The organism is Streptomyces sp. STAM6 (assembly GCF_054963715.1).
Genome location: NZ_JBUEFZ010000014.1, coordinates 128,085 through 154,663, shown reverse-complemented (window position 1 = coordinate 154,663; position 26,579 = coordinate 128,085). Strand labels below are relative to the sequence as shown.

The window sequence follows — 26,579 nt, the reverse complement described above, 5'->3', positions numbered from 1 at the left end:
GTTTGCGGCTCGGTCCTCCCCCTGGCTTCGCCGGGGGGACCCCCCACCGGGCGCCTGTCGCTGCTCCGCTCACTCGCCCGACACCCGACCGGCCGGATTGGTTCCCGGACGGCGGGTGAGGGTGCTCTCACCGCCGACGGCCCGAACGGCCGGTACGATCGCTCGCAATCGAATCGTTACCTTGCCGAGCAGGGGAGAGCTCCGTCGTGGGTAAACGTGCCGCCGCACCCCGTCGCCGTCGCCGTCGCAGCGGCGGCCGGGGGCGTTCCGGTGGCCGCCGTTCGGTGGCCCCGATAGTTCTCCTGGCGCTGGGCCTCGTGGCCCTCTGCCTGGGCGGGGGCGCCGCCCTCGCCCGCTGGCGGGGCGGGGACCACTCCGCCACCGCCACCCCCGGCAACGCCGCCAGTCCCATGGGCCGGGCCCCCGGCACCCCGGTCGGTGAGCCCACCCCCGGCACCGCCCCCGGCAGCGTCCCCGACACCGCCCCCTCTCCCCGTCCCTCCGGCGCCGCCCAGCCCCCGAAAAGCGTGCCTTCCCCGGGCCCCGGCACCTTCACCACCGCCCGCGCCACCGGCGCCAAGGTCGGCTCCGGGCCCCTGCGCCGCTACCGCGTCCAGGTCGAGAACGGCACCGGCATCTCCGCGCCGCAGGCGGCCCAGGAGATCCAGGGAATCCTTGCCCACCCGCGCGGTTGGGCCGCCCACGGTCGCGGCTCGTTCCAACTCGTCGCGGAGAAGGCGGACTTCGTCATCCGGATCGCCACCCCGAAGACCGCCGACACGCTCTGCGGCGCCCAGGGGTTCGACACCGGCGGGGAGTTGAACTGCGAGACGACCGACGGCGTCGTGGTCAATCTCAAGCGCTGGACACAGGGCTCGCCGACCTTCACGGGCCCCGCCACCGAGTACCGCCACTTGATCATCAACCATGAGGTCGGGCACGAGATCGGCATCCGGCAGCACATGGGCTGCGGCGGTCCCGGAAAGCTCGCCCCGGTGATGATGCAGCAGATCAAGGGCCTGGACGGCTGCAGATCCAATGCGTGGCCGTATGACGAGGACGGCCGGTACATCACCGGGCCGCTCGTGCAATGATGCGACTGGGACCGCGCACCGGCGCGTGACGCGGCCCGAGGGGACCGGGGCTCCACCGCAGGCGCGAGTGAGCCGAAGGGGCGCGCGGGCGTCGAGAGGGAGAAACGCGGAGGGTCGCGAGGTACGAGCGACCCGAGCACGATCGACCGTCGACGCGCGCAGCAGGCGCCCCGGAGGCGAACCCAGCGCCGGAACAGGTGTGGGCAGACCGCTACCCGGTAGCACGCATTGATGGAGACAGCGATGTCTACTGCCCCCAATGCCTCCGCAGCCGGTTCGGACACCCCGAACCTGGACTTCGCAGGCACGACGCCGTACGAGGACTACGTCCAGGCGGATGTACTCACCCACCTCCAGCACCCGCTCTCGGACGATCCGGGAGAAATGGTCTTCCTGGTGACGACCCAGGTCATGGAGCTGTGGTTCACCGTGATCGTCCACGAGTGGGAGACCGCGAGCCGCGCCCTGCGCGAGGACCGCGTCCCGGTCGCGATGGACGCGCTGAAGCGGTCCGTACGGGAGCTGGAGGCGCTGAACGCCTCCTGGAAGCCGCTGGGCCAGCTGACGCCCGCGCAGTTCAATTCGTACCGCAGCGCCCTCGGGGAGGGCTCCGGGTTCCAGTCGGCGATGTACCGGCGCATGGAATTCCTGCTGGGTGAGAAGTCCGCGTCGATGCTGGTCCCGCACCGGGGCGCGCCGCGGGTCCACGCCGAGCTGGAGAAGGCCCTGCACGAGCCGAGCCTGTACGACGAGGTGCTGCGGCTCCTCGCGCGGCGCGGGCTGCCGGTGCCGGACAGTGTGCTGCGGCGCGACCTGTCGCAGCGGTACGAGCCGTCGCCGGTGATCGAGGAGATCTGGGCGGGGATCTACGGGGACCCGGACCAGAACGGCGAGCTGGTGCGGCTCGGCGAGGCGCTCACGGACGTCGGCGAGCTGGTGTGGCGCTGGCGCAACGACCACCTGGTGGCGACCCGGCGGGCCATGGGCTCGAAGACCGGCACGGGTGGTTCGGCGGGTGTGGCCTGGCTGGAGAAGCGGGCCCGCAAGAACGTCTTCCCCGAGCTGTGGACGGCGCGCAGCCATGTCTGATCTCACGGCGAGGGCGGCGGCGCTGGACACCGCTGATGTGCTGGCCAAGCACCGTGAGCTGTTCGCGCTCGACGACGGTGCGGTGTATCTGGACGGGAACTCGCTGGGCGCGCTGCCCCGCCACGTTCCCGGCCGGATGGCGGACGTCATCGGCCGCGAGTGGGGCGAGCTGCGCATCCGCTCGTGGGACGAGAGCGGCTGGTGGACCGCGCCGGAGCGGATCGGCGAGCGGATCGCGCCGATCGTCGGCGCGGCACCCGGCCAGATCGTCGTCGGCGATTCGACGAGCGTGAATGTCTTCAAGGCGCTGGTCGGGGCCGTGCGGCTGGCGGACGCGGACCGTGACGAGATCGTCGTGGACGCGACGACGTTCCCGACGGACGGGTACATAGCGGAGTCGGCCGCACGTCTGACCGGCCGGCGTCTCGTGCCGGTCGAGCCCGGTGACGTACCGGCCGCGGTCGGCCCGCGTACGGCCGCCGCGCTCGTCAACCACGTCGACTACCGCACGGGCCGGCTGCACGACCTGCCCGGCATCACCGCGGCGATCAGGTCGGCGGGCGCCCTCGCGGTGTGGGACCTGTGCCACAGCGCGGGCGCCCTGCCGGTGGGCCTGGACGCGCACGGTGTGGACCTGGCGGTGGGCTGCACGTACAAGTACCTCAACGGCGGCCCCGGCGCGCCCGCGTACCTGTACGTCGCCGAGCGCCACCAGGGCCGCTTCGACTCGCCGCTGCCGGGCTGGAACTCGCACGCCGACCCGTTCGCGATGACGCCCGGGTACACGGCGGCGGACGGTGCCCTGCGCGGCCGGGTCGGCACGCCGGACATCCTGTCCATGCTGGCGCTGGAGGCGGCGCTGGACGTGTGGGACGGAGTGTCGATCGAGGACGTACGTGCGAAGAGCCTGGCCCTGACGGACTTCTTCCTGGAGTGCGTCCGGGCGTACGCCCCCGAGGGCCGCGTCACGTCCGTGACGCCGGAGGCCCACGGGGAGCGCGGCAGCCAGGTGGCGCTGCGCTGCGACGACGCTCCCGCGGTGATGAAGGAGCTGATCGCGCGCGGTGTCGTGGGCGATCTGCGCCGCCCTGACGTGCTGCGTTTCGGCTTCACGCCGCTGTACGTCGGCTTCGCGGACACCGAGCGGGCGGCACGCGTCCTCGCGGACGTGCTTTCGGGTCCCACGGCCTGATGTTCGAGCTTGATCTGCGGGGGCCGTACTCCTGATACGGTCCCCCGCAGGTCAGGCCAATTCGGCCCCAGCTCCGAAAGGTTGAGCACTATGCCCGACCCCGCCGCGCGCGACGCCGCAGAGGAAGCGTCGGCCCTGTCGCATCCGGCCGTCGACCCGGACTCCACCGCTTCGTACGGGGAACACCCGGACCAGATCGTGGACTTCTACGCTCCCCGGGACGACGGGGGCGGCCTGGGTGAACGCGTGCCGCTCGTCGTGGTGCTGCACGGCGGGGCGTGGCGGGCGCCGTACGACCGGCGGCACATCACCCCGTTCGTGGACTACCTCGCGCGGCGCGGCTTCGCCGTCGCCAACGTGGAGTACCGGCGCGGCGGTGACATCCCCAGTGGGCGGGGCCGGGAAGCGGCGGGCGACGGCCCGGTCGCGGGCCGCTGGCCGGAGACGTTCGACGACGTGGCGGCGGCGCTCGACGCGCTGCCCGCCCTGGCCGCCACGCATCTGCCGCAGGCCGACCCGCGCCGCACCGTCGTGACCGGGCACTCGGCCGGCGGGCATCTGGCGCTGTGGGCGGCCGCCCGGCATGTACTGCCCGCCGGGTCGCCGTGGCGGCTGTCCGCGCCGCCCGAGCTGCGCGGAGTCGTCGCCCTCGCTCCCATCGCGCACTTCGAGCGGGCCGTGGAGCTGGACGTCTGCACCGGTGCGGTCCACCAACTCCTCGGCGGTCAGGCGGAGTTCCCGGGCCGGGTCGGTCATGCCGACCCGGCCGCGCTGCTGCCGACCGGGATCGCCACGGCCGTCGTGCAGGGCCGGGAGGACACCGTCGTCCCGCAGGCCGTCGCGGAGGCCTATGTGGAGGCCGCGGCGAAGGCGGGCGAGACGGTCGGGCTGACACTCCTGGAGGACGTGGGCCACTTCCCGCTCATCGACCCGGTCGCGGACGCGTGTGCGGTGGTCGCGGAGGAAATCGCGCAACTCGCCTGGTGACGCGGCGACTCGAGGACGGAAGCTGACCGCAAGGGCCCGTAGCTTCGGCGCCATGACGAATCTCGTGACCGGAGCAACCGGAACCGTCGGCCGCCAGGTGGTCGCCGAACTGCTGCGCCTCGGCAGGCCCGTCCGCGCCCTCACCCGCGACCCGGAGAAGGCCGGCTTCCCCGAGGGCGTGGAGGTCGTGCGCGGCGACCTCACCGACCCCGACACCCTCACCGACGCCCTGAAGGGCGTCACCGGACTCCATCTGATCACCTTCTCGGGGGAGTACTTCGCCCCGCTGGAGACCGGTCCGCGCATCCTGGAACTGGCCCGCGAGGCGGGCGTCCGGCGGATCACCGTGCTGCACGGCGGGGGACCGAGCCCGCTGGAGGACGCGGTACGGGCCGATCCCGGCTTCGCGTGGACCGTGCTCATGCCGGTGGAGTTCATGGGCAACGCCCTGGAGTGGGCCGAGCCGGTCCGTGCCGCGGACGAGGTCCGCGAGCCGTTCACCGGCCGGCTGAGCGCCATGGTCCACGAGGCCGACATCGGCGCGGTCGCGGCGGTCGCGCTCACCGAGGACGGGCACGGCGGCCGGGAGTACGTGATCACCGGCCCCCAGGTGCTCACCCTCCAGGACAAGGTCGACGCCCTCGCGCAGGCCCGGGGCCGCGCCATATCGCTGATCGAGCTCTCCGAGGAGGCGGCGGTCGAGCAGTGGCGGGCGGCCGGGCACCCGCAGGACGTGATCGACTTCCTGCTGGAGGCGTACGGCGACACCCCGGCCGTCGGGCGCACGGTCGTCGACACGGTCGAGCGGGTCACGGGCCGCCCGGCGCGCACGTTCGCGCGGTGGGCGGCCGAGCACGCGTCCGCGTTCCGTCCCTGATCAGCGGTGTAGTCCTCAAGGGGGACGCGGAAGGATCCGCATCGAAGGTGACGACCGCGTCCCCGCCCCCGCTTACGGTTTAGGGCGTGACCGAGACCAAGACCTCCAGCCGGAGCCCCGAGTACCGCATGGCCAAGGACCTGGTCCAGGGCCTGCGACGGGAGCTGTTCGACGACGTATTCGAATACCGGCTGCTCCCGCCCCTGGGCACCGACGGCCCGGTGATACGGCGCATGCCGCGCCGGATACGCCCCCAGCTGGTCTGGACGCCGCACGCCACGGTGGCCATGGCCGCCCTGATGGTGCTGTTCATCGGGTACGACACCGGCCTGTCGGTGTTCGCGGTGATCCCGGCCGCTGCCGTACTGCTCACTCTGGTCCGGCCGCTCGCCGCGTTCTGGCTGTCGATGGCGTCGGCGCCGTTCCTGGCCGTGCTGGCGGCGGGGAACTGGACGGGGTGGCCGTGGCAGGACGCCTCGTTCGTGGCGCATCTGATCGTGCTGGTCGTGGTCGCGGCGCGCACCCGGCCCCGGGCCGCGGCCTGGATGTGGATCGTCACCGCGGTGTACGGGGTCTTCGCCGGGGCCGTGCTCAGCCGCGGCTTGGGCGAGAACACCCCGCAGATGCTGTTCTTCGCCGCGCTGGCCCTCCTCGTCGTCACGGTCCGGCAGGTGCGCCGCGAGGCCAAGGAGGAGGTCACCGCGCAGCAGACGGTCACCGCGCAGGAGCGTTCCAGGCGGACCCTGCTGGAGGAGCGCACCACCATCGCCCGCGAACTGCACGATGTGGTGGCCCACCACATGTCGGTCGTCGCCATCCAGGCCGAGGCCGCGCCCTACCGGGTCGAGAACCCGCCGCCGGAGCTGGAGCAGGCCTTCGTCACGATCCGCGAGAACGCGGTGGCGGCGCTGACCGAACTGCGCCGCATCCTCGGGGTGGTCCGGGCCGAGGACTACGAGGCGCCGGACGCGCCGCAGCCCACGCTCACCGATCTGGACGGCCTGATCACCAACGTCCGTGACGCCGGGCTGACCGTCGACAAGACGGTGACCGGCGCGCCGCGGGAGCTGCCGCAGGGTGTGGAGCTCTCCGCCTACCGGATCATCCAGGAGGCACTCAGCAACGTGCTGCGGCACGCACCGGGAGCGGCCGCGAAGGTGGAGGTGTCGTACGTGCTCGGCGGCCTCGGCCTGCGGATCGTGAACGGTCCGGCGCGGGGTCTGGTGAAGCCCTCGCCCGGTGCCGGGCACGGCATCACCGGCATGCGGGAGCGGGTCGCCATGCTGGACGGCGAAATGACGGCGGAGGCCACGGAGGACGGCGGCTACGAGGTCGCGGCGTTCATCCCGGCCCCGAGGGACCCGGGGGAGCGGTCATGACCATCCGCGTACTGATCGTCGACGACCAGATGATGGTCCGGGAGGGCTTCTCGGTCCTGCTGAACGCGATGCCCGACATCGAGGTCGTGGGCGAGGCCGTCAACGGCCGGGAGGCCGTCCGGCAGGTCGCCGCCCTGCGCCCGGACGTCGTCCTGATGGACATCCGCATGCCGGAGCTGAACGGCATCGACGCCACCCGCGAGATCGTCGCGGCCGACGGTGACGCGAAGGTGCTGGTGCTGACCACCTTCGACCTGGACGAGTACGTCTACCAAGCGCTGCGCGCCGGCGCGTCGGGCTTCCTGCTGAAGGACGCGTCGGCCCGGCAGCTCGCCGACGGCGTCCGGGTCGTCGCGGCCGGCGAGGCCCTGCTGGCGCCCACCGTCACCAAGCGGCTCATCACGGAGTTCGCGAAGGCGGCGGAGACCCCGCGCCCGCCGGCCCTGGCCCAGGTGGGCGATCTGACCGAGCGCGAGACGGAGGTGCTGGTGCTGATCGCGCAGGGCCTGTCGAACTCCGAGATCGCCTCCCACCTGGTCGTCGCCGAGTCGACGATCAAAACGCATGTGAGCCGCATCCTGGTGAAGCTGGGGCTGCGGGACCGCACACAGGCGGCGGTGTTCGCGTACGAGGCGAGGCTGGTGACACCCGGATAGGCCGCCGGGTAGCGTCCCGCCATGGATGCCACCGCCGTTTTCGATCCCTGGGCGCCCGCCTTCGTCGCCGATCCGTATCCCGCGTACGCCGCGCTGCGGGCGCGCGGGCGGGTGCACTGGTTCGAGCCGAGCCGGCAGTGGCTCGTCCCGCACCACGCCGATGTCTCCGCGCTGCTGCGGGACCGCCGGCTGGGGCGGACGTATCTGCACCGGTTCACCCACGAGGAGTTCGGGCGGACCCCTCCGCCCGCCGCGCACGAGCCGTTCCACGTGCTGAACGGCAACGGGATGCTCGATCTGGAGGCGCCCGACCACACCCGGATCAGACGGCTGGTGTCGAAGGCCTTCACGCCCCGCACGGTCGAGCGGCTGGCTCCGTTCGTCGAGCGGCTCGCCGACGAGCTGGTGGGCCGGCTGGTCGAGGCGGGCGGCGGGGACCTGCTGGCGGAGGTCGCCGAGCCCCTGCCGGTCGCCGTCATCGCCGAGATGCTCGGTGTCCCCGAGGCCGATCGCGGGCTGCTGCGGCCCTGGTCGGCGGCGATCTGCGGCATGTTCGAGCTGAACCCGGACGAGGCGACCGCGGAGCGGGCCGTACGCGCCTCGCTCGACTTCTCCGGCTATCTGCGGGAGCTGATCGCCGAGCGGCGGGCCGTGCCCGGCGAGGACCTGATCAGCGCGCTGATCGCGGCCCACGACGAGGGGGACCGGCTCAGCGAGCAGGAGATGATCTCGACATGCGTGCTGCTGCTGAACGCGGGCCACGAGGCGACGGTGAACACCACGGCGAACGGCTGGTGGACACTCTTCCGCCACCCCGAGCAGCTGGCCGTGCTGCGCGCGGGCGACGCGGCGCTGCCGACGGCCGTGGAGGAGCTGCTGCGGTTCGACACCCCGCTGCAGATGTTCGAGCGGTGGGTCCTGGACGACATCGAGATCGGTGACGTCACCGTCCCGCGGGGCTCCGAGGTGGCGCTGCTCTTCGGTTCCGCCAACCGCGACCCGGCCCGTTTCGAGGACCCGGACCGGCTGGACCTGACCCGGGCGGACAACCCCCACATCACCTTCGGCGCCGGTGTGCACTACTGCCTGGGCGCCCCCCTGGCCCGTCTGGAGCTGTCCGCCTCCTTCGGCGCGCTGCTCCGCCGCGCGCCGCGGATGCGGCTCGCGGCGGAACCCGAGTGGCAGCCCGGTTATGTCATCCGGGGCCTGAAGGAACTGCGCGTCGAGGTGTAGGGGCCGGACACCTTTCCGGCCGGGGCACCTTTCCGGCCGGGAGCCGCTGGGCCGTGGAGCCGCTGGGCCGGGGAGCCGCCGGTCTGGGAGCCGCTGGGCCGGGAAGCCGCTGGTCTGGGAGCCACTGGCCGGGCACCTTTCCGGGCCGGGGAGCCGCTGGGCCGGGAAGCTGCCGGGCCGGGAGCCGCTGGGCCGGAATGCGCCGGAGCCGGGGAGCCGCCGGCTCGGGAGCCGCCAATCCGGGAGCCGCTGGCCCCGGCCGGCTCACGTGGTCATGTCCCGGCGCTTGAGCCCCGCCAGGCCCGCGGCGACCAGGGCGGCCGCCAGGGCGAGGAGGACCAGGACCGGGCCCCATTCCATCTCCTGGCCCGGGAGCTTCGGCAGGTGGCCGAAGGGCGAGAGGTTCAGCACCGTCCGCGGGAGGTTCAGCGCCGGGCCGATCCAGCCGAGGGCCAGCGCCAGACCCGCCACGCCCCAGGCCGCCACCGCGGCCTTGGGCGCGGCGCCGTGCAGCAGGACGGCGAGGGCGCCGAGCAGCCACACCGCCGGGAGCTGGACGAGTGCGGCGCCCAGGATGGGCCCGAAGTCCCTGCCGTACGACAGGGCGAGCCCGGCCGCGGCCGCGGTCAGGACGAGGACCGCTCCGCCGAAGGCGATGACGAGGTGTCCCGCCGCCCAGCGCAGCCTGCCGACCGCGGCCGCGAGGACCGGTTCGGCGCGCTGCGAGGTCTCCTCGCCGTGCAGGCGCAGTACCGAGCCGACCACGTACAGCGCGGCGATCAGGCCGAACAGCCCGGTCATCGCGGCGAGGAAGGCGTCCGTCAGACCGCCGCTGCCGCCCATCCGCTCGAAGATCTCGCGGGTCCGCTCGTTGTCGCCGACCAGCTCGGCCGCCCCCTCGACCATGCCGCCGAAGACCAGCCCGCCCGCCAGGAAGCCGAGCGTCCAGCCGAGGACACCGCCGCGCTGGAGGCGCCAGGCGAGGGCACCGGCCGTGGCGAGCCGGCCCACCGCGGGTCCCGGCCGGGTGGGCAGGAAACTCATCCCGACGTCACGGCGCCCGGCGAGCGTGTAGGCCACCACGGTCTGCACGGCCACCGCGGCGGCGAGCAGCAGCAGCACCCACCACCGCTCGCCCGCGAAGGCGCGGACGTTCTCCGCCCATCCGATGGGGGAGAGCCAGGTCAGCACGGACGATCCGTCGTCCGTTCCGGCGTCCCCGGCGGCCCGCAGCACGAACGCCACGCCCAGGGCCGCCGCCGTCAGCCCCTTGGCGAGCCGTGCGCTCTCGGTGAGCTGGGCGACGATGGCCGCCATGGTGGCGAAGACCATGCCGGTCCCGCCGACCGCGAGGCCCAGGGCGAGCGCCCCGCCCGCGCCCTGTCCGGCGAGTCCGGCCGTGATGAGCAGGGCGACCGCGGTGTTGGCGAGGAGCGCGGCCAGCAGTGCGGCCGTCAGCGGGGCGCGCCGCCCGACCACGGCCGCGGACAGCATTTCCTGACGGCCCGTCTCCTCTTCCTCCCGGGTGTGCCGGACGACGACGACCAGGCTCATCACGGCGGCGAGCACGGCGGCGAAGACGCCGAACCGCCAGGCGACCAGGCCGCCGACGGAGTCGGTGAACACCGGGCCGTACAGCGACCGCATGGAGCTGTTGGCGTTCATCGTCGCGGCGGCCGCGGCCCGTTCGGCGGCGCTGCCGTACACGCTCTGCAGCGAGCCGGAGCCACTGGCGACCATGCCGCCGACGACCACGACCCACAGGGGCATCATCAGCCGGTCGCGGCGCAGGGCGAGCCGCCCGAGGGTGCCGGTTCCGGCGAGCGCGCTCATCGGCCCGCCGCCTCGTCCGCGTAGTGGCGCAGGAACAGCTCCTCCAGGGTGGGCGGCGTGCTGGTCAGCGACCGGATTCCGGACTCCGCGAGGGACGTGAGCACCCCGTCCAGCCGGTCGCTCTCGACCTGCAGCCTGACCCGGTTCCCCCGGATGTCGAGGTCGTGGACGCCGGGCAGGTGCGCGAGTCCGTTGGGCGGTCCGGCCAGTTCGGCGGTGACGCTGGTACGGGTCAGATGGCGCAGCTCGGCGAGTGAGCCCGACTCGACGGTGCGGCCCTTGCGGATGATGCTGACCCGGTCGCAGAGGCTCTCCACCTCGCTGAGGATGTGGGAGGAGAGCAGGACCGTCCGTCCGCGGTCGCGCTCCTCGTCCACACAGTTCTGGAAGACCTCCTCCATCAGCGGGTCGAGGCCGCTCGTCGGCTCGTCGAGGATCAGCACGTCGACGTCCGAGGCGAAGGCGGCGACCAGGGCTACCTTCTGGCGGTTGCCCTTGGAGTAGGTGCGCCCCTTCTTGGTGGGGTCGAGCTCGAACCTCTCGACGAGGTCGGCGCGCCGGGCCTTGTCGAGCCCCCCGCGCAGCCGCCCGTAGAGGTCGATCACCTCTCCGCCCGACAGGTTGCGCCACAGGGTGACGTCACCGGGGACGTACGCGACCCGCCTGTGCAGTTCGACGGCGTCGCGCCACGGGTCCTTGCCGAGGAGCCGGGCGGTGCCGGAATCGGCGCGCAGCAGTCCGAGCAGGACCCGGATGGTGGTGGACTTCCCGGCGCCGTTGGGGCCGAGGAACCCGTGGACCTCGCCGGCCTCGACGGTGAGGTCGAGTCCGTCCAGCGCGTGTGTCCGCCCGAACGACTTGTGCAGGCCGGTGACCTCAAGAGCGAGGTATGCCTTCGTCATACTTCAGAACGTACGCGACTTTCACAAATTTGTGAAGTTAAGGAAGCGTATAAAGTCGAGGAGTGCGGTGGACGACGGGAGACGATGAGGTCATGGCGACGGCGAACGAGCGCAACGAGGAAGAGGTCGGCCGCGTCGTGGAGCGGTTCGCGGCCGAACTCACCGAGGCCGGCATGCAGCGCATGGCCGCCCGGGTCTTCGCCGCGCTGCTCGTCTCCGAGAACGCGGCGCTGACCTCCGCCGAGCTGGCCGAGCGACTGAAGATCAGCCCCGCCGCCGTCTCCGGCGCGGTGCGTTACCTGGCCCAGGTCAACATGGTCAGCCGCGAGCGCGCCCCGGGCTCCCGGCGCGAGCGGTACGTCCTGCACAACCAGGTCTGGTACGAGGCCCTCGCCCGGCGCGACCATTTGCTCGGCCGCTGGCAGACGGTGATGAACGAGGCCGCCGACACCCTCGGCCGGGAGACCCCGGAGGGCGCCCGGGTCGCGGAGACCGCCGAGTTCTTCGAGTTCCTGCAGAAGGAGATGCTCGGGATTCTGGACCGCTGGCGCGAGCACCGGGCCCGTAGTGGATCATGAGTCCATGAAGAGGATAGTGCTGCGCACGGCCGGTGTCGTCGTCCTGCTGGCCGGAATCGCCCTCGGCTTCTGGGTCGTCTTCGGAGCGCCCCACGACTGGACGGGCGGCATGCGGCTGCTGAAGTTCGCGCTCGGACTGACATCGATGGGCCTGATCGCCGGAAGCGCCAAGATGATCTTCCCCGGAGACGGTTCCGAAGAACCGGACGAGGACGAACAGCTGCCGGTCGCCGGTCCCCTGGACGCGCTCTGACGGACGGGCCGGCGAGGCGCGGGGTCAGGCGATCCGGACACCGCCCCGGCTCTGGCCGGTGCGCTGGTCCGGCACCGTCAGGGACCAGGCCCCCGGCCGCAGCGTCCAGGTGCGGGTCCAGACGGGGCCCGTGATCGCCGCGTCCGCGCGGTAGCGGAACGACGCGCCCGAGACGGTCACGGCCCTGGCGTCCACGCGGACCGGCTCCGCCGCCCTCGGCCGGACGACCACCTGCGCGACCCCGCCGCGCGACGCCACCGTCACGTTCTCCACCGGATCGTCCAGGTCGCTCAGCAGCCGCCCGTCGGCCTCGACCCGCAGCCGGTGCAGCCGGGCCGCCCGCACCGGGGGCGCCGGGCGGACCAGGGTGCGCACCAGCGACCGGCAGGTGTCCCACACCGTGGCCGTCGGGACCGCGGTCACCCGGGCCGGGCCCGCGGGGATGCGCAGCCCGCCCACCACCACCCCGTCGCTGTCGTCGACCAGCAGGTCCAGATGCCGCTCCGTGCCGTCGAGCACGGCCCGCGCGGCGGCCACCGCCCCGAGGGGCACCCCGAGCGAGCCGGCCAGCTGCACCGATCCGCGCGGGCCCACCGGGACCACCGACACGGCCCCGCCCGTGAGCTCGCGGCCCCGGTGCAATTGGGCCACGGCCCGCAGCAGCGCACGGTCGTCGCCGACCACCACCAGACGCCGGGAGCCCCGCCGCGCCACGGCCCGGGCAAAATCCCCCGGGCCGTCCGGCAGGCAGATTTTCGCTTCTGAGCCCCCGCGCAGTACGTCTTTCGCGATCCGCACGGACTCGCCGTCAGTTCGGCGGGCGACCGGGTCGATGACCACCATCAGCTGGTCGTGAGCCGACACCTCGGTCCTTCCTCGGGTAGCATCTTTGTGCAAGAGCCCCTTGCGCTATTGCGCCAGGGGCTTCGTCTATTCCGGGGCACACCGGTGAGGCGGCGTCGGCCCCCTGACCTTGGACATGCCCCGCCCGGAAGGGGTGTACGCCTGTGCCCGCACTTGTGCTGCTCGGTGCTCAGTGGGGTGACGAGGGCAAGGGAAAGGCCACCGACCTCCTCGGTGGATCCGTTGATTACGTGGTGCGCTACCAGGGCGGCAACAACGCCGGCCACACGGTCGTCGTCGGCGACCAGAAGTACGCGCTGCACCTTCTCCCTTCCGGAATCCTCTCGCCGGGGTGTACCCCGGTCATCGGAAACGGTGTCGTCGTCGACCCGGCGGTCCTGCTCTCCGAGCTGAGCGGGCTGAACGAGCGCGGCGTCGACACGTCGAAGCTGCTGATCAGCGGTAACGCGCATCTGATCACGCCGTACAACGTCACGCTCGACAAGGTGACGGAACGGTTCCTCGGCAAGCGGAAGATCGGCACCACGGGCCGCGGCATCGGCCCGACCTACGCCGACAAGATCAACCGTGTCGGCATCCGCGTCCAGGACCTGTACGACGAGTCGATCCTCACCCAGAAGGTGGAGGCGGCGCTGGAGCAGAAGAACCAGCTCCTCGCCAAGGTCTTCAACCGCCGCGCCATCGAGTCCGGCCGGATCGTCGAGGAGATGCTCCAGTACGCGGAGCAGATCAAGCCGTACGTCGCCGACACCACGCTGATCCTGAACAACGCCATCGACGAGGGCAAGGTCGTCCTCTTCGAGGGCGGTCAGGGCACCCTGCTGGACGTCGACCACGGCACGTACCCCTTCGTGACCTCCTCGAACCCGACCTCCGGCGGTGCCTGCACCGGCGCGGGCGTCGGCCCCACGAAGATCAGCCGGGTCATCGGCATCCTCAAGGCGTACACCACCCGTGTCGGCGCGGGCCCGTTCCCGACGGAACTCTTCGACGAGGACGGCGAGGCGCTGCGCCGCATCGGTGGCGAGCGCGGTGTGACCACCGGCCGTGACCGCCGCTGCGGCTGGTTCGACGCGGTCATCGCCCGCTACGCGACCCGGGTGAACGGTCTGACCGACTTCTTCCTCACCAAGCTGGACGTGCTGACCGGCTGGGAGCAGATCCCCGTCTGTGTCGCGTACGAGATCGACGGCAAGCGTGTCGAGGAGCTGCCGTACTCGCAGACCGACTTCCACCACGCGAAGCCGATCTACGAGTACCTGCCCGGCTGGTCCGAGGACATCAGCAAGGCGAAGACCTTCTCGGACCTGCCGAAGAACGCGCAGGCGTACGTGAAGGCGCTGGAGGAGATGTCCGGCGCGCCGATCTCGGCGATCGGTGTCGGCCCGGGCCGCACCGAGACGATCGAGATCAACTCCTTCCTGTAGGACCCGCAGGTCCTTCACCTCTGACCGGTGGCCGGTACTCACTGAGTGCCGGCCGCCAGTCATAGGGCCGTGCGTGCCCTGGCTACGCTGTACGACGCGGCGACAAAAGGGGGCAGCTGATGGGCGCGAGGAAGCCGCCGACCGAGCGGCAGCGCCGGCTGGGCATGGAGCTGCGCCGGATGCGTGAGCAGGTCGGGCTCAGCATCAACGAGGCCGCGGTGCTGAACGGCACCGACCGGACGACCGTGAGCAACACGGAGTCCGCGCGCTTCGGCGTAAGCGCTGATCGAGTCCGTGTCTGGGCTTCCAACTATGCATGCCCTGATGCCGATTATGTCGACGCGCTCGCCTCGATGGCCCGGGAGCGCGGCGGTGGCCACTGGTGGGACGAATACCGCGACGCTGTCGCTCCGGCACTACTCGACCTTGCGGAACTGGAGCACCGTGCCACCGCCTTGAGGCATATCCAGATCACGCACTTGCCCGGGCTTCTGCAGTCTCCGGACTACGCCCGCGCTGTGTTCCAGGAGGCAGTGCCCCCGTTGAGGGAGGAGGAGATCGAGCGGCGGATCGAGTTCCGCACGAGACGGCAGGGCGTCCTCGATCGATCGGATGCTCCGGAGTGCTCGTTCCTTGTGCACGAGGCGGCACTACGTATGCGCTTCGGTGGCCGGGCTGTCATCAGGGCGCAGTTGGATCGCATGCTGAAGCAGGCCGACCGGGAGCAGGTGACCATCCGCGTCATCCCCTTCGAAGCCGGTGGCTTCACAAGCGTCGGGGGCTCCACCCTCTACGCGTGCGGGCCCGTGTCAGCGCCCGACACGGTTCAGATCGACCTGTCCAGCGGGATGGATTTCCTGCACGCGGAGACTCACCTGGTCAACTACCGAGCGGTCCTGGCACGTATGGAGGATCGCTCCCTCGACCCGGCTCGCTCGCGGGACTTCCTCCATGAAGTGGTGCAAGAACTGTGAGGGTGTGCTCAGAGTGGACATTCAGTGGCGCAAGTCGTCTTTCTCGGGCCCGGAGGGCAACTGCATCGAACTCGCTGTGCGGGACGGGCAGATCCTGGTGCGGGAGAGCGACGACCCCGACGTCATAGTGACGACGAGCCCGAAGAAACTGCGGGCGTTCCTGGCCGGCGTCAAGGCGGGCGAGTTCGACGACCTCATCTGACGGCAAGTCCAGCCTAATGTGTTGTGATCCCCAACATGTTGGGTCTACGGTGAGTGTGCTGCGCGCCACACATAGTGATGAGCGTGATCTCGGCGCGCGAAAAAGGGCGCCCCGGCGGTGTTGGTAGCACCCCGGGGCGTGGCCAACGAACTCTGCGGAGCGTCAGCATGGTCCACCGTATCCGGCATGCCCTCCAGCGGGCAGCCGCTTTCCTTCATCTCGCCGCACCGGGCGCGCCTCAAGTCCCCCTCCCCGCGCCGCCCCTGTCTCCGCGCCCGCGCCGGGTCTTCCTCGGTGACCTCGTCCTCGACTGCCCGAGCCCCCTCGTCCGTCCCTATGTGGTGGGCCGATGAGCCCCCTCACCGTGGTGCGGCGGTGGAGCCGGAGTCCGCGATGTGTGGGGCTCGCGCGGGGCGAGCTCGCCGTCACGCTGGCCGGCTGGGGTCTGCAAGGGATTGAGGACTCGGCGGTCCTGGTGCTGTCCGAGTTGTTCACCAACGCCGTCCGGCACGCCCGCGTCCGCGGCCGGGACGTGGAGACCCGCTTTCTGAGACTGGCGCGCGGCGCGCGTGTCGAGGTGCACGACGCGTCGAGCGTACGGCCGGTACGGGGCGACGGCCGGGGCCTCCTCGTCGTCGACGCCGTGTCCAACCGGTGGGGGGTCTCCGGCCGCCGGGGCCCCGGCAAGGCCGTCTGGGCCGAACTGCGGTCCGGGGTGGTGACCGTATGAGCGGGCCCCTCGCCTGCGTGGAGCCGCCCGGTGCCGAGTCCGTGGACAGCCTCGGTGTCACCTCCTGGGTCGACCGTGGCGCCGGCGGCCTCGCCTGCCTGCTGATCACGGGGTGGCTGCCCGGCAGCGAACGTGCCCTGCGGGGCACGGCGCTCGGCCTGTGGCTCGCCCCGGTCACCAGTCGCCGGACTCCCCTCGGGTGCGGGCGGCTGCTCATGCGCGGCGACGTCGTCGCACTGGACTACGGACATGCGTCCTGTCTCCTGCGGGTGCCCACACCGGGCCCGGTGTGGCTGGCCCGTGCTGCCGTGCTGGGCGCGGTCCGCGTCACGGTGGGGCTCGATCCGCTGACGCTCGGGGCGGACAGGGAAGAAGTGGGGGCGTACCTCGGCCGCGCGAGGGAGACGGGTCGCGCGTTCGTGGGAGTCTGTGTCGCGACGCAAGATGCCAGTCGGGTTCCGTGACTCGGCGACAACCGTTCCGGCTTCACCTTCGCCGCTGCACGCGTGGCACCTCTCCAAGGTCCGAGCCCGGTTCGACCGCCATGCCCCCGTCGGCGCTGTCCTCATCACGTCCGTTCTGCGGCCTACTGAGGTCGTGCGAAGGGGGGGCCGGGGCGCGTCAGAACTCCTTGAAGTACTCGCCGGGCTCGCCGTCCGCCGCCATGCCGTACACCAGCAGCCGGTCCTTGCCCTCGAAGCGGTCGAGACGCAGGCTCTGCGAGGAGCCGGAGCCGAACTCCTCGCAGCCGGGGTCCGACCCGGTGTCCAGGGACGGCGGGCCGATGATCACCAGGTTTCCCGCGCCGCCGAGCACGGCGGTGCTCGCGCAGTTCAGCGAGGAGCCGGTCGGTTCGCCGGTCTCCTCGTCGGTCTTGGGGTAGCTGTCCGAGAAGTGCACCAGCGGGGCGCCGACCGGGCCCTGGGTGATGGTGATCTCGGAGCGGTAGAGATCCTGCTCCGCCTTGGGGATCTCGGGGTGCGGGGCCTGCTTCCAGTGGCCGACCATCTTCGCCGGGACGATCTCCGTCGCCGTCCGCACCTTGCGGAAGGTGGCCGTCACCGTCCCCGACGTCCACTGCAGGACGTCCGGCGAGGTCATGGTCAGGGTCTGGTGCGCGGCGGGCACGCACTGCTTGGCGGGCACGCTCGTCGTCACGTCGCTCTCGCCGAACACGACCTTGTCCTCGTCGGCGGAGACGAGCGTGGAGCGGCCCATGCACAGTCGCTCGCCGGTCACATGGACGTACGTGCCTGCCTTCTCGCCGGGAAGGCCGGTGCCGATCTCGATGCGGGCGGTCTCGTACGGAGCGTCCTGGGTGCCTTTGACGACGCCCTCCCAGGCGCCCCGGAAGGCGGCCGGGACCGCGTTCGTGGCCTTGCCCGGGGTCTTGTGGTCCTTCGTCGTGACGGCGCGCTCGCCTGGCCAGTAGGTGTAGGCCAGGCCTCCGGCGGTCGCCACCACGACCGCGGCGGCGGCGCAGGCGGCGACGAGCGCCCGGCGCCGCTTGCGTGGTGTGCCCGTGCCGCCGGCGCCGTCCGGGCCGCCCGGCACGGACGGCAGGGGCGTCGCGGGCGTGACGGGGGTGGGGTCGCCGTCCTCGTCGAGGAGGCGGGCGGCGTGGCGGCCGAGCTGGGCGAGGAGCCCGGCGGGCAGCCACGGGTCCGACGCCGGGACGTGTTCGGCGAGGTGCGCGGCGGTGGGCCGGGCGGCCGGGTCCTTGTGCAGACAGCCGCGCACCAGGTCGTCGAGCTCGGCGGGCAGGCCGGTCAGGTCCGGCTCGTCGTGGGCGATGCGGAACATCATGGCGTGGACGCCGCTGTCGGCGGTGCCGAACGGGGCGCGGCCGGTCGCCGCGTACGCCAGGACGGACCCGAGGCAGAAGACGTCCGACGCGGGCGTGAGCCGTTCGCCCCGCACCTGCTCGGGCGACATGAAGCCGGGGGAGCCGACGACCGCGCCGGTGCTGGTGAGGCCGCCGTCGGTGACCGTGTCGACGGCGCGGGCGATGCCGAAGTCGATGACGCGGGGGCCGTCCACGGTGAGCAGGACGTTGGCCGGCTTCAGATCGCGGTGGACCAGTCCGGCGGCGTGGATGTGCGCCAGGGCGCGGGCCAGGCCGACGGCGAGGGAGCGCACGGACGACGGGGGGAGCGGGCCGAACTCCTGGGCGACGACGGACCGCAGGGAGGGCCCGGCGACATAGCCGATGGCCACCCACGGCGCCTCGGCCGCCGTGTCGGCGCCGAGTACCGGGGCGGTCCCGGTCCCGCCGACCCGTTCCAGTGCGGCGACCTCCCGCGCGAACCGCCGGCGGAACTCGTCCTGGGCGGCCAGTTCGGCGTGCACGACCTTGACCGCGACGGTGCGTCCGCCGGCCGATCGTGCGAGGTAGACGCGGCCCATGCCACCGGACCCGAGCCTGCCGAGCAGGCGGAAGGGGCCGATCTGGGTGGGGTCGTCGCCGTTCAAGGGGTCCACTGAACAGAGCATGCCAGACAGGTGTCACCGGGCGGTCTCGACGCCGGGGCTCCCTCGGCGGGCGGGAGTTCACAGGTAACCAGGATTGGTCCAGACCTTGACAGGTACAGACCATTCGCGGTTCGGTGGGGGCCGGCCCCCCACCGGAAGGACCCCCATGCTGCGACGCATGTCGGCTCTGTTAGCCGCGCTCTGCACCGCCGTCGGACTCGCCGTCCTCCTCCCCGCCTCCACCGCCTCGGCCGCCGAGTGCGCCGCGCCGTGGAGCTCGTCCGCCGTCTACACCGGCGGCAAGACCGCCTCGCACAACGGCCGCAACTGGCTCGCCAAGTGGTGGACCCAGAACGAACGCCCCGGCTCGGCCGACGTCTGGTCCGACCAGGGCGCCTGCGGCGGCGGATCCGGAGACCCCGGCCCCTCGCCGTCCGGTTTCGTGGTGAGCGAGGCCCAGTTCAACCAGATGTTCCCGAACCGGAATCCGTTCTACACGTACAGTGGGCTGACCGCCGCGCTGAGCGCGTACCCCGGCTTCGCGAACAGCGGCAGCGACACGGTGAAGAAGCAGGAGGCCGCGGCCTTCCTCGCCAACGTCAGCCACGAGACCGGCGGCCTGGTCCACATCGTGGAGCAGAACACCGCCAACTACCCGCACTACTGCGACCGCAACCAGCCCTACGGCTGCCCGGCCGGCCAGGCCGCCTACTACGGCCGCGGCCCCATCCAGCTCAGCTGGAACTTCAACTACAAGGCCGCCGGCGACGCGCTCGGCATCGACCTGCTGAACAACCCGTACCGCGTCGAGCGGGAGCCGGCCGTGGCCTGGAAGACCGGCCTCTGGTACTGGAACACCCAGAACGGCCCCGGCACGATGACCCCGCACAACGCCATGGTCAACCAGGCCGGCTTCGGCCAGACGATCCGCTCCATCAACGGGGCCCTGGAGTGCGACGGCAAGAACCCGGCACAGGTCCAGAGCCGGATCAACAACTACCAGCGCTTCACCCAGATCCTGGGCGTACCGACGGGCGCCAACCTGAGCTGCTGACACTCCCCCCGGGAACGCACACCGCCGTCGCGCGCCGCTCCGCGCGGCGGCGGTGTGCCCTCACCCGCTCCGGGACATTCCCGCCGGAGGGGCGAAACTGGCCCGCAGATACCGCTCGTCGAGTTCGGGCGGGTCCGGCAGGCCCAGCTCCGCGCACCGCCCCCGGGCGTACGTCCGGTGCAGCCGCCCGTACGCCGCGACGCCACCGCCCAGGCGCGTCAGCAACTGCTCCAGCATCCCGCGCGGCGCGGCACCCTCCGGGTCCAGCTCCACCCGCAGCCAGGGCGTGTGGTGGGTCATGGCGTCCAGCAGCCGCCGGACCGGGGTCTGCCGGGGATGCACCACGTGATAGGTCGTCACACCGGGGGCGGCCGGCCGCCGCGACACCTCGACCATCGTGTCGGCGGCGTGCTGCACCGGCAGCACGTTCATGTGCGCGTCCGGATCCCCGGGCATCCGGGCCACCACCACACCGCCGCCGGACCGGACCACCCGGCCCGTGAGCGGACCCGAAAGCAGGCCGCCGACCCGCGCGAGTCCGGCCGCGGCCACGGTGTGCGGGCTGCGCGGCCCGCCCGGCGTCGCGGGCCGGTCGTCGGCCAGCACACTGGGCCGCAGCACCGCGATCGCGTCGTCCCGGCCGCAGGCGAAGGCGCGCACGAGCTGCTCCGCGCGGAACTTCGACCCTTCGTACGGGGTCAGGAAGCCGTCGCCGCAGTCGAGTTCGTCCTCGCCCACGTGGCCGTGTGCGCGGCCGCCCGCCACATAGGCGGTGCTGACGTGGAAGAGGCGGACCGGGCGGCGCGCGGCCGCGACCAGATCCAGCACGTGGCCGGTGCCCCGCACGTTCGTGCGGTCCAGGACGTCCGGCCGGGCCGTGAGCCGGATGTCACCGGCCACGTGCCAGATCGCGCCGGCCCGTTCGGCGAGCGTCCGGTACGTGCCCGGGTCCAGACCGAGGCGCGGCCGCACCACGTCGCCCCGGACCAGACGTACGCGCGCGTCGAGATCGGTGGGCAGGGGGACACCGGTCGCGCGCAGGGCGATGCGCAGACGGGCGGCCGCCGCGCACGGATCGTCCCGGACCAGCGCCACGACACGGCTCCGGCCCGCCCGCAGGAGCCGGGCGAGCAGATGGGAACCCAGAAAGCCGGTGGCACCGGTCATCACGAGCAGGTCCGGCTCACCCGTCAGCGGTTCCACGGTCGTCGCCGCGTCGCCGGAGCGAGTCATATATTCACCTTTCGCGGTGGACGGGAATCCGGGGCAATTATCGGATCGCTGCCCGGAATTCCTCGCAAAGCATAGCCCTGACGCGTGAACTGCCCTTCCGGCGTGGACCGCGCGCCGTTGAAAGAGTCGTCCGATGATTAGCCCCTGATAGTTTCGCGTCCGCCCTTCTCCGCCCGGAACGTCGACCACTCGCATTCCAAGGAGCGTCATGACGGACATGTACCGCGTACTCGCCGAGAAACTCGCCGAGCAGCCGTTCGGCATCCCGGCGGAGGAACTGACGCCACAGGCCACTCTCGCCGGACTGGGACTCGACTCCCTCGCGCTGCTGGAACTTCTGACGGTCCTGGAGGACCAGTACGGGGTCAAGCTCCTGGAGGAGGAGAACGCCCCCGGTCCCGACAGCCCCCTCGCGGACATCGCGGCCTGGCTGGAGGGCCGGCTCGTCCAGGTGGGCCCGTGAAACCGGACGACGTCGTCGTCACCGGCCTCGGCCTCGTGACACCCGCGGGCGTGGGTGCTGACGAGAACTGGTCGGCCCTGTGCGCGGGGCTGTCCACCGCCCGCACCGACCCGGCACTGGCCGGCATGCCGGTCGACTTCTCCTGCCACCTGCGGGACTTCGACGCCGCGGCGCTCATCGGCCGTGCCGCCTGGCGCATGGACCGCTTCACCCAGCTCGCCGTGTGCGCGGCCCGGCAGGCCGTGGCCGACGCCGGGCTCGACCCCGCCTCCTGGGACGGGGCACGCGTGGGCGTGGTCCTCGGGGTCGGCTCGACCAGCATGGAGCTGTGGTCGACGGAGTTCGGCAAGGTCCTCGGCGGCCGCCCGCAGGCCGTCTCACCGCTCGTCCTGCCCCGCAGCGTGCCGAACATGGCGGCCGGGGAAGTGGGCATCGACCTCGGGGCCCGGGGCCCCGGACTGGCCGTCAGCACCGCCTGCGCCTCCGGGGCCACGGCGATCGGCACGGCCAAGGCACTGCTGACCGCGGGCGCCTGCGACGTCGTGATCGCCGGCGGGAGCGAGGCGCCGCGCCTCTCCCCGATCGTCAGCCTCTGCTTCTCCCGGATGACCACCCTGTCCACCCGGGGCCACGACCCGGCGGGTGCGTCCCGCCCGTTCGACGCCGACCGCGACGGCTTCGTACTCGGCGAGGGCGCGGGGCTCCTCGTCCTGGAACGCGCGGACCACGCCCGCGCCCGCCGCGCCCCCGTCCGCGCCCGCCTCGCCGGCTTCGGCCTCTCCGCGGACGCCCACCACCCCACCGCCCCCGCACCCGACGGCGCGGGACTGCAGCAGGCGGTCCGGGCGGCCCTGGCCGACGCCGGGATGCGGCCCACCGACATCGGCCACATCAACGCGCACGGCACCGCCACCCGCACCAACGACCTCGTCGAGGCCAGGGCCATGACGGCGGTCTTCGGTGGCGGCCCGCCGCCCGTGACGGCCACCAAGAGCGTCGTCGGGCACGCGCTCGGCGGCGCCGGCGGCATCGAGGCGGCGTTCGCCGTCCTGACCCTGCAGCACCAGATGGTCCCGCCGACGGCCAACCTCGACCGCCAGGACCCGGAGATCGACCTCGACGTCGTGACAAAGGTGCCGAGGCACCTGCGCATGGAGGCGGTCCTGTCGAACTCCCTCGGATTCGGCGGCCAGAACGCGGCCCTGATTCTCGCGGCGCCCTGACCCGAAAGGAATTCCGCCCTTCCGCCCTTCCGCCCTTTCCCGGTTCACGCCCGGGCGCCACGCCGGTATATCGCCTCGCCCGTCCCGGGCCCGCCGCCCCGTAATGTCATTTCCCGTCCCAGGAAAACCCGGAGGTGGGAGAGTCGTGATCCGACGGGCGATCGGCAGGCCGTGGCGGGTGCTGTTCTGCGCACTGGGAATCGGCCTGCTGATGGCGGCCGCCGCGATCGGCACCGGATCCCGGCTCTCCAACGGCGGCTACATCGCGGAAGGCACCGAGGCCACGCGCACCGACGCGGAGATCCGTGAACGCTTCGGCGCGGGTATTCCGGACGTGGTGCTGGAAGCGAGGGCGGACGGGCCCGTCACCGCGCCCGACGTGGCGCGCGCCGGCATCGCCCACACCCGGCGCGCGGCCCGGGAGCCAGGGGTCGGCCGGGTCGTGTCCTACTGGACCACCGGCGACGCCCGCATGCTCGGCAGGGACGGCCGGACGGCCCTGATCACCCTGGAACTGCCGGGCGGTGAACACACCGCCGCCCGCCGCGCCGCGACCCTCGTCCCCGAACTGACCGGACGACACGGCCCGTTGCGGGTCAGCGCGACCGGACCGGCGTGGAGCATGGCCCAGGCCACCGCCCTGAGCCGCGCCGAGCTGATCCGCGCCGAGCTCATCGGCGCGCCCCTGGCCGTCCTGGTCGGCCTCTTCGCCTTCGGCTCCCTGACGGCCGCGCTGCTCCCGGCCGTGATCGGCGCCCTGGCCGTCGTGAGCACCTTCGCCGTGCTGCGGGCCGTCACCGTGCTCATGCCGGTCTCCGTGTACGCGGCGAACATCACCACCGCGCTCGGCTTCGGACTGGCCGTCGACTACGGGCTGTTCGTCGTCACCCGCTACCGGGAGGAGCTCGCCGCCGGCGCCGGCCCTGCCGACGCGGTGGTACGCACCATGCGCACCGCCGGGCGGACCGTCCTCTACTCCGCCGTCACCGTCATCGGCTGCCTGGGCGCGCTGCTCCTCTTCCCGCTGGGCATCCTGCGCTCCATGGCCGTGGCGGGCATGTGCGTGGTCGCGCTGGCCGCCGCCGCGACCTTCCTCGTCCTCCCCGCCCTGCTGGCGGTACTGGGCCACCGGATCGACCGGGGCGACCTGTTCGCCCGGCTGCGGCGCGGCGGCCGGGCCGTCTGCGGTGCCGCCTGGCGGCGCGTCGCCCGCGCGGCGAGCAGCCGGCCCCTGCTGGCGGCCGGGGGCGCGGCGCTGCTCCTCGCGGCGCTGGCACTGCCGTTCACACACGTGCGGTTCGGCGTCACCGACGAGCGGGCCCTCCCGGAGCGCGTCGAGTCCCACGCCACCGCCCAGCGCGTCGAACGGGACTTCGCGGCGCCGTGGAACCGCACGGTGTCCGTGCTGCTGCCCCGCCTGGACGCCCGCGAACGGCCGGGCGAACTCGACGCCTACGCCCGTCGTGTCTCCGCCCTGCCGGCCGTCGCCGACGTCAGGGCCGCGACCGGTGTCTACCGCGACGGCCGCCGCGCCCAGGCCCCCGGCCCGGACGCGGTGGTCCACACAGCCCCCGGCGCCACCTGGCTCGCGGTGACCGGCCGGGGCGCCGCCGACCGGGACGAGCGACTGGTCGAGGCGGTGCGCGCCCTGCCCGCTCCCGGACCCCACGCGGTCTCCGGCCGCCCGGCCCGCGTCCTCGACACCAAGAACGCGATGCTGGACGCCCTGCCCACGGCCGCCGCTCTCATCGCCGGCAGCGTGCTCCTGCTGCTGTTCTGCTTCACCGGTTCGGTGCTCATCCCCGTCAAGGCGGTGATCGTGGGCGCGCTCAGCCTGAGCGCAGGCTTCGGGGCCATGGTCCACGTCTTCCAGGACGGCCACTTCCGCGATCTGCTGGGCGGCTTCACCGTCACCGGACACCTGGACATCCCCGTGCCCGTCCTGGTCTTCGGCATCGCCTTCGCGCTCTCCCTGGACTACGAGCTGTTCCTCCTCTCGCGCATCCAGGAGCACTACCGGGCCACCGGCGACCACGAGGCCGCCGTGGTCGACGGCACGGCGCGCACGGGCCGCGTGATCACCACGGCGGCGGTGGTCTTCGCCGCGGCGCTGCTGCCCCTGGTGACCTCGGGCATCACCCTGCTCAAGCTGATCGGCTGCGGCCTCGCCCTCGCGGTCCTCATGGACGCCACGGTGGTCCGGGGCGTCCTGGTCCCCGCCTTCATGCACCTGGCGGGCCGCGCGAACTGGTGGGCCCCGCGCCCGCTGGCGGCCCTGCACGGCCGTCTGCTGCCGGGCCGGCGACACGGGCCGGCCCTCACGCCGGTCCGTGTCGGTCTGGACGAGGCCTGAGGGAGCCGGGGGCCGCCGGCCTAGGCCCTGTGCTCCAGCAGCTCCTTGAGGTGTTCCTCGTTCCTCGGCAGTTCCTTGCGCACCCTGGGGCGGACCATGAGCGGCACGAGCACCTTGCCGATCCCGTGGCCCTCGAAGTCCATGTCGAGCGTCAGCCGGGACCGCTCACCGTCGCCGAGCGGTTCGACCGTGCCGTGGACGTGGCCCCTGACAGGCCCGTCGACGCCGTCGATGCGCCAGCTGCGCGGTGGATCGAGCTCGCTCATCTCCATGGTCATCGGCATCTGCCGCCTCCCGACCCTCCGGGTCACCACGGTCCGCGAGCCCACGCCGAACGGGGCGTCGCCCACCGGCCGTACCGCCACCGCGCTCTCCTGCCATTCCGGCAGATGGGAAGGGTCGGTCACATAGGAGAAGACCTCTTCGGGACGGCACGCGATGTCGATGGTTTCCTTGATCGAGGACATGGCGCCCCCTTTCGTGGGAGTCAGGAAAATCGTCGCACCCGTAACGCGGTGGCGTCCAATATGCCCGTCCTGCCGGGGAACCCCAGCGCCTAGCGGGTTCCCCAAGGGGCCGGAGGCCGTGTTCCGACCACGACCGTGGCGTACAGGTCCTCGCACGTCGCCACCCGCGGCACCAGTCCGTCGGCCGCGACGACCGCCGTGGCCGCCGGGACCTGGCGCTCGCTGGTCTCGAAGAGCAGGCTGCCGCCCGGGGCCAGCCAGTCGGCCGCCTCCGCGGTCACCCGGCGCAGGACGTCCAGGCCGTCGGCGCCGCCGTCGAGCGCCACGCGGGCCTCGTGGATACGGGCCTCCGGCGGGAGCAGCGCGACGTCGTCGGTCGGGACGTACGGGACGTTGGCGAGCAGCACGTCGACGCGGCCCCGCAGCGCGGCGGGCAGCGGGGCGTACAGATCCCCCTCGTAGACCTCGCCGCCGACCGGTGCGACGTTCCGCCGGGCGCAGGCCACGGCGGCGGGGTCGATGTCGGAGGCGTGCAGTGCGGCGCCCTCCAGGGTGGAGACGAGCGCCGCGCCCAGGGCGCCCGAGCCGCAGCACAGATCGACGACGAGCGCGCCGGTGCGCGGGGCGAGGGACTCGGCCCGCTCGACGAGGAACTCGGTGCGGCGGCGCGGTACGAAGACGCCCGCGTCGACGGCCATCCGGTGGCCGCGGAACTCCGCCCAGCCGAGGACGTGTTCCAGCGGGTGGCCGGCGGCACGGCGCTCGACCATCGCGTCGAGCTCGGCCGCTGTGGCGGCGGTGGACAGGATCAGTTCCGCCTCGTCCTCGGCGAAGACGCACCCGGCCGCGCGCAGCCGGGTGACGGTCGGCGGAAACAGCCACGCGCGCAACGGGGCCGCGGGCGAGGGGAGTGCGGGCGAGGGGAGAGCGGAGGAAGGAGAAGCGGGCCGTACGGGAAAAACCGACATGGAGGTGGAACCTTCGGGATGCCTAGGGGCGCTCCCGCGGCGGAAGCACCCGTCCTGACCTGGCGTTGATGGGTAC

At 72.6% G+C, this 26,579-nt stretch carries 26 protein-coding genes; 19 read left to right on the top strand and 7 right to left on the bottom strand.

Features of this window, described 5'->3' with window-relative positions; genetic code table 11:
- Positions 1-284 precede the first annotated feature (284 nt).
- The 8 genes from ACY34K_RS19135 to ACY34K_RS19100 all read left to right on the top strand — a co-directional run bounded on the left by ACY34K_RS19135 (position 285) and on the right by ACY34K_RS19100 (position 8,507).
- Positions 285-1,094: a DUF3152 domain-containing protein gene (locus ACY34K_RS19135; protein WP_462748586.1), complete on the top strand. Its 810-nt coding sequence runs from the start codon at positions 285-287 to the stop codon at positions 1,092-1,094.
- Between the two features lie 243 nt (positions 1,095-1,337).
- Positions 1,338-2,183, top strand: a complete 846-nt coding sequence (locus ACY34K_RS19130) for a tryptophan 2,3-dioxygenase (protein WP_462748584.1) — start codon at positions 1,338-1,340, stop codon at positions 2,181-2,183.
- Positions 2,176-3,375: a kynureninase gene (gene kynU / locus ACY34K_RS19125; RefSeq protein WP_462748581.1), complete on the top strand. Its 1,200-nt coding sequence runs from the start codon at positions 2,176-2,178 to the stop codon at positions 3,373-3,375. Before ACY34K_RS19130 ends, kynU begins: the two co-directional genes overlap by 8 nt.
- 90 nt (positions 3,376-3,465) lie before the next feature.
- Positions 3,466-4,362 carry an alpha/beta hydrolase family protein gene (locus tag ACY34K_RS19120; protein ID WP_462748579.1) on the top strand — a complete coding sequence of 299 codons (897 nt, stop codon included), beginning with the start codon at positions 3,466-3,468 and terminating at the stop codon, positions 4,360-4,362.
- A 52-nt stretch (positions 4,363-4,414) separates the two neighbouring features.
- Positions 4,415-5,239 carry an NAD(P)H-binding protein gene (locus tag ACY34K_RS19115; RefSeq protein ID WP_462748578.1) on the top strand — a complete coding sequence of 275 codons (825 nt, stop codon included), beginning with the start codon at positions 4,415-4,417 and terminating at the stop codon, positions 5,237-5,239.
- Positions 5,240-5,367: 128 nt separating this feature from the next.
- Positions 5,368-6,618: a sensor histidine kinase gene (locus tag ACY34K_RS19110; protein ID WP_462748590.1), complete on the top strand. Its 1,251-nt coding sequence runs from the start codon at positions 5,368-5,370 to the stop codon at positions 6,616-6,618.
- A complete protein-coding gene (locus ACY34K_RS19105) occupies positions 6,615-7,274 on the top strand; it encodes a response regulator (RefSeq protein WP_462748576.1) in 660 nt (219 codons plus the stop codon). The genes ACY34K_RS19110 and ACY34K_RS19105 overlap by 4 nt, the downstream gene beginning before the upstream one ends.
- Positions 7,275-7,295: 21 nt before the next feature.
- The gene (locus tag ACY34K_RS19100) at positions 7,296-8,507 is read left to right on the top strand and encodes a cytochrome P450 (RefSeq protein ID WP_462748574.1); all 1,212 of its coding nucleotides are present in this window, start codon (positions 7,296-7,298) and stop codon (positions 8,505-8,507) included.
- Positions 8,508-8,771: 264 nt separating this feature from the next.
- Here ACY34K_RS19100 and ACY34K_RS19095 read toward each other — a convergent pair whose 3' ends face one another.
- Both ACY34K_RS19095 and ACY34K_RS19090 read right to left on the bottom strand, forming a co-directional pair.
- Positions 8,772-10,340 carry an ABC transporter permease gene (locus ACY34K_RS19095; protein WP_462748572.1) on the bottom strand — a complete coding sequence of 523 codons (1,569 nt, stop codon included), beginning with the start codon at positions 10,338-10,340 and terminating at the stop codon, positions 8,772-8,774.
- Complete coding sequence (locus ACY34K_RS19090; RefSeq protein WP_462748570.1) at positions 10,337-11,242, bottom strand: ABC transporter ATP-binding protein; 906 nt, start codon at positions 11,240-11,242, stop codon at positions 10,337-10,339. The genes ACY34K_RS19095 and ACY34K_RS19090 overlap by 4 nt, the downstream gene beginning before the upstream one ends.
- Positions 11,243-11,334: 92 nt before the next feature.
- Here ACY34K_RS19090 and ACY34K_RS19085 point away from each other — a divergent pair, with 92 nt between their 5' ends.
- Entirely contained in the window at positions 11,335-11,820 is a 486-nt protein-coding gene (locus ACY34K_RS19085) for a GbsR/MarR family transcriptional regulator (protein WP_462748569.1), read from the top strand.
- A 4-nt stretch (positions 11,821-11,824) separates the two neighbouring features.
- Positions 11,825-12,073 carry a hypothetical protein gene (locus ACY34K_RS19080; RefSeq protein ID WP_462748567.1) on the top strand — a complete coding sequence of 83 codons (249 nt, stop codon included), beginning with the start codon at positions 11,825-11,827 and terminating at the stop codon, positions 12,071-12,073.
- A gap of 24 nt (positions 12,074-12,097) precedes the next feature.
- Here ACY34K_RS19080 and ACY34K_RS19075 read toward each other — a convergent pair whose 3' ends face one another.
- Positions 12,098-12,937 (bottom strand): diacylglycerol kinase family protein, encoded by an 840-nt coding sequence (locus ACY34K_RS19075; protein ID WP_462748565.1) that lies wholly within the window; start codon positions 12,935-12,937, stop codon positions 12,098-12,100.
- A gap of 143 nt (positions 12,938-13,080) precedes the next feature.
- On the opposite strand from ACY34K_RS19075, the gene ACY34K_RS19070 reads away from it, so the two are divergent.
- The 5 genes from ACY34K_RS19070 to ACY34K_RS19050 all read left to right on the top strand — a co-directional run bounded on the left by ACY34K_RS19070 (position 13,081) and on the right by ACY34K_RS19050 (position 16,734).
- Positions 13,081-14,364 carry an adenylosuccinate synthase gene (locus ACY34K_RS19070; RefSeq protein WP_462748564.1) on the top strand — a complete coding sequence of 428 codons (1,284 nt, stop codon included), beginning with the start codon at positions 13,081-13,083 and terminating at the stop codon, positions 14,362-14,364.
- Between the two features lie 119 nt (positions 14,365-14,483).
- Positions 14,484-15,338, top strand: a complete 855-nt coding sequence (locus tag ACY34K_RS19065; protein ID WP_462748563.1) for a Scr1 family TA system antitoxin-like transcriptional regulator — start codon at positions 14,484-14,486, stop codon at positions 15,336-15,338.
- A gap of 13 nt (positions 15,339-15,351) precedes the next feature.
- On the top strand, positions 15,352-15,540 hold the full coding sequence (locus ACY34K_RS19060) for a DUF397 domain-containing protein (RefSeq protein WP_462748561.1): 189 nt from the start codon (positions 15,352-15,354) through the stop codon (positions 15,538-15,540).
- Positions 15,541-15,889: 349 nt separating this feature from the next.
- Entirely contained in the window at positions 15,890-16,270 is a 381-nt protein-coding gene (locus ACY34K_RS19055) for an ATP-binding protein (RefSeq protein WP_462748560.1), read from the top strand.
- Entirely contained in the window at positions 16,267-16,734 is a 468-nt protein-coding gene (locus ACY34K_RS19050) for a hypothetical protein (protein ID WP_462748558.1), read from the top strand. Before ACY34K_RS19055 ends, ACY34K_RS19050 begins: the two co-directional genes overlap by 4 nt.
- A gap of 157 nt (positions 16,735-16,891) precedes the next feature.
- Here ACY34K_RS19050 and ACY34K_RS19045 read toward each other — a convergent pair whose 3' ends face one another.
- A complete protein-coding gene (locus ACY34K_RS19045; RefSeq protein ID WP_462748556.1) occupies positions 16,892-18,763 on the bottom strand; it encodes a serine/threonine-protein kinase in 1,872 nt (623 codons plus the stop codon).
- A gap of 145 nt (positions 18,764-18,908) precedes the next feature.
- Between ACY34K_RS19045 and ACY34K_RS19040 the strand changes: the two genes are divergently transcribed.
- Positions 18,909-19,796, top strand: coding sequence for a glycoside hydrolase family 19 protein (locus tag ACY34K_RS19040; protein WP_462748555.1), 888 nt, complete (start codon positions 18,909-18,911; stop codon positions 19,794-19,796).
- 60 nt (positions 19,797-19,856) lie between these two features.
- Here the strand turns inward: ACY34K_RS19040 and ACY34K_RS19035 are convergent, their stop codons facing one another.
- Entirely contained in the window at positions 19,857-21,029 is a 1,173-nt protein-coding gene (locus tag ACY34K_RS19035) for an SDR family oxidoreductase (RefSeq protein WP_462748553.1), read from the bottom strand.
- 208 nt (positions 21,030-21,237) lie between these two features.
- Between ACY34K_RS19035 and ACY34K_RS19030 the strand changes: the two genes are divergently transcribed.
- The 3 genes from ACY34K_RS19030 to ACY34K_RS19020 all read left to right on the top strand — a co-directional run bounded on the left by ACY34K_RS19030 (position 21,238) and on the right by ACY34K_RS19020 (position 25,068).
- A complete protein-coding gene (locus tag ACY34K_RS19030; protein WP_462748551.1) occupies positions 21,238-21,492 on the top strand; it encodes a phosphopantetheine-binding protein in 255 nt (84 codons plus the stop codon).
- A complete protein-coding gene (locus tag ACY34K_RS19025; RefSeq protein WP_462748549.1) occupies positions 21,489-22,715 on the top strand; it encodes a beta-ketoacyl-[acyl-carrier-protein] synthase family protein in 1,227 nt (408 codons plus the stop codon). Before ACY34K_RS19030 ends, ACY34K_RS19025 begins: the two co-directional genes overlap by 4 nt.
- A 145-nt stretch (positions 22,716-22,860) precedes the next feature.
- Positions 22,861-25,068 (top strand): MMPL family transporter, encoded by a 2,208-nt coding sequence (locus ACY34K_RS19020; RefSeq protein WP_462748548.1) that lies wholly within the window; start codon positions 22,861-22,863, stop codon positions 25,066-25,068.
- A gap of 20 nt (positions 25,069-25,088) precedes the next feature.
- Here ACY34K_RS19020 and ACY34K_RS19015 read toward each other — a convergent pair whose 3' ends face one another.
- Positions 25,089-25,535, bottom strand: a complete 447-nt coding sequence (locus ACY34K_RS19015; RefSeq protein ID WP_462748546.1) for an SRPBCC family protein — start codon at positions 25,533-25,535, stop codon at positions 25,089-25,091.
- Positions 25,536-25,624: 89 nt separating this feature from the next.
- Positions 25,625-26,503 carry a putative protein N(5)-glutamine methyltransferase gene (locus ACY34K_RS19010; RefSeq protein ID WP_462748544.1) on the bottom strand — a complete coding sequence of 293 codons (879 nt, stop codon included), beginning with the start codon at positions 26,501-26,503 and terminating at the stop codon, positions 25,625-25,627.
- Positions 26,504-26,579 lie beyond the last annotated feature (76 nt).

Coding starts and splice junctions, on each gene's coding strand:
- ACY34K_RS19105 (WP_462748576.1), top strand. CDS start 6,615: ATGACCATCCGCGTACTGATCGTCGACGACCAGATGATGGTCCGGGAG.
- ACY34K_RS19055 (WP_462748560.1), top strand. CDS start 15,890: ATGAGCCCCCTCACCGTGGTGCGGCGGTGGAGCCGGAGTCCGCGATGT.
- ACY34K_RS19015 (WP_462748546.1), bottom strand. CDS start 25,535: ATGTCCTCGATCAAGGAAACCATCGACATCGCGTGCCGTCCCGAAGAG.
- kynU (WP_462748581.1), top strand. CDS start 2,176: ATGTCTGATCTCACGGCGAGGGCGGCGGCGCTGGACACCGCTGATGTG.
- ACY34K_RS19035 (WP_462748553.1), bottom strand. CDS start 21,029: ATGACTCGCTCCGGCGACGCGGCGACGACCGTGGAACCGCTGACGGGT.
- ACY34K_RS19120 (WP_462748579.1), top strand. CDS start 3,466: ATGCCCGACCCCGCCGCGCGCGACGCCGCAGAGGAAGCGTCGGCCCTG.
- ACY34K_RS19040 (WP_462748555.1), top strand. CDS start 18,909: ATGCTGCGACGCATGTCGGCTCTGTTAGCCGCGCTCTGCACCGCCGTC.
- ACY34K_RS19010 (WP_462748544.1), bottom strand. CDS start 26,503: ATGTCGGTTTTTCCCGTACGGCCCGCTTCTCCTTCCTCCGCTCTCCCC.
- ACY34K_RS19050 (WP_462748558.1), top strand. CDS start 16,267: ATGAGCGGGCCCCTCGCCTGCGTGGAGCCGCCCGGTGCCGAGTCCGTG.
- ACY34K_RS19085 (WP_462748569.1), top strand. CDS start 11,335: ATGGCGACGGCGAACGAGCGCAACGAGGAAGAGGTCGGCCGCGTCGTG.
- ACY34K_RS19115 (WP_462748578.1), top strand. CDS start 4,415: ATGACGAATCTCGTGACCGGAGCAACCGGAACCGTCGGCCGCCAGGTG.
- ACY34K_RS19065 (WP_462748563.1), top strand. CDS start 14,484: ATGGGCGCGAGGAAGCCGCCGACCGAGCGGCAGCGCCGGCTGGGCATG.
- ACY34K_RS19045 (WP_462748556.1), bottom strand. CDS start 18,763: ATGCTCTGTTCAGTGGACCCCTTGAACGGCGACGACCCCACCCAGATC.
- ACY34K_RS19030 (WP_462748551.1), top strand. CDS start 21,238: ATGACGGACATGTACCGCGTACTCGCCGAGAAACTCGCCGAGCAGCCG.
- ACY34K_RS19130 (WP_462748584.1), top strand. CDS start 1,338: ATGTCTACTGCCCCCAATGCCTCCGCAGCCGGTTCGGACACCCCGAAC.
- ACY34K_RS19080 (WP_462748567.1), top strand. CDS start 11,825: ATGAAGAGGATAGTGCTGCGCACGGCCGGTGTCGTCGTCCTGCTGGCC.
- ACY34K_RS19095 (WP_462748572.1), bottom strand. CDS start 10,340: ATGAGCGCGCTCGCCGGAACCGGCACCCTCGGGCGGCTCGCCCTGCGC.
- ACY34K_RS19110 (WP_462748590.1), top strand. CDS start 5,368: ATGGCCAAGGACCTGGTCCAGGGCCTGCGACGGGAGCTGTTCGACGAC.
- ACY34K_RS19090 (WP_462748570.1), bottom strand. CDS start 11,242: ATGACGAAGGCATACCTCGCTCTTGAGGTCACCGGCCTGCACAAGTCG.
- ACY34K_RS19100 (WP_462748574.1), top strand. CDS start 7,296: ATGGATGCCACCGCCGTTTTCGATCCCTGGGCGCCCGCCTTCGTCGCC.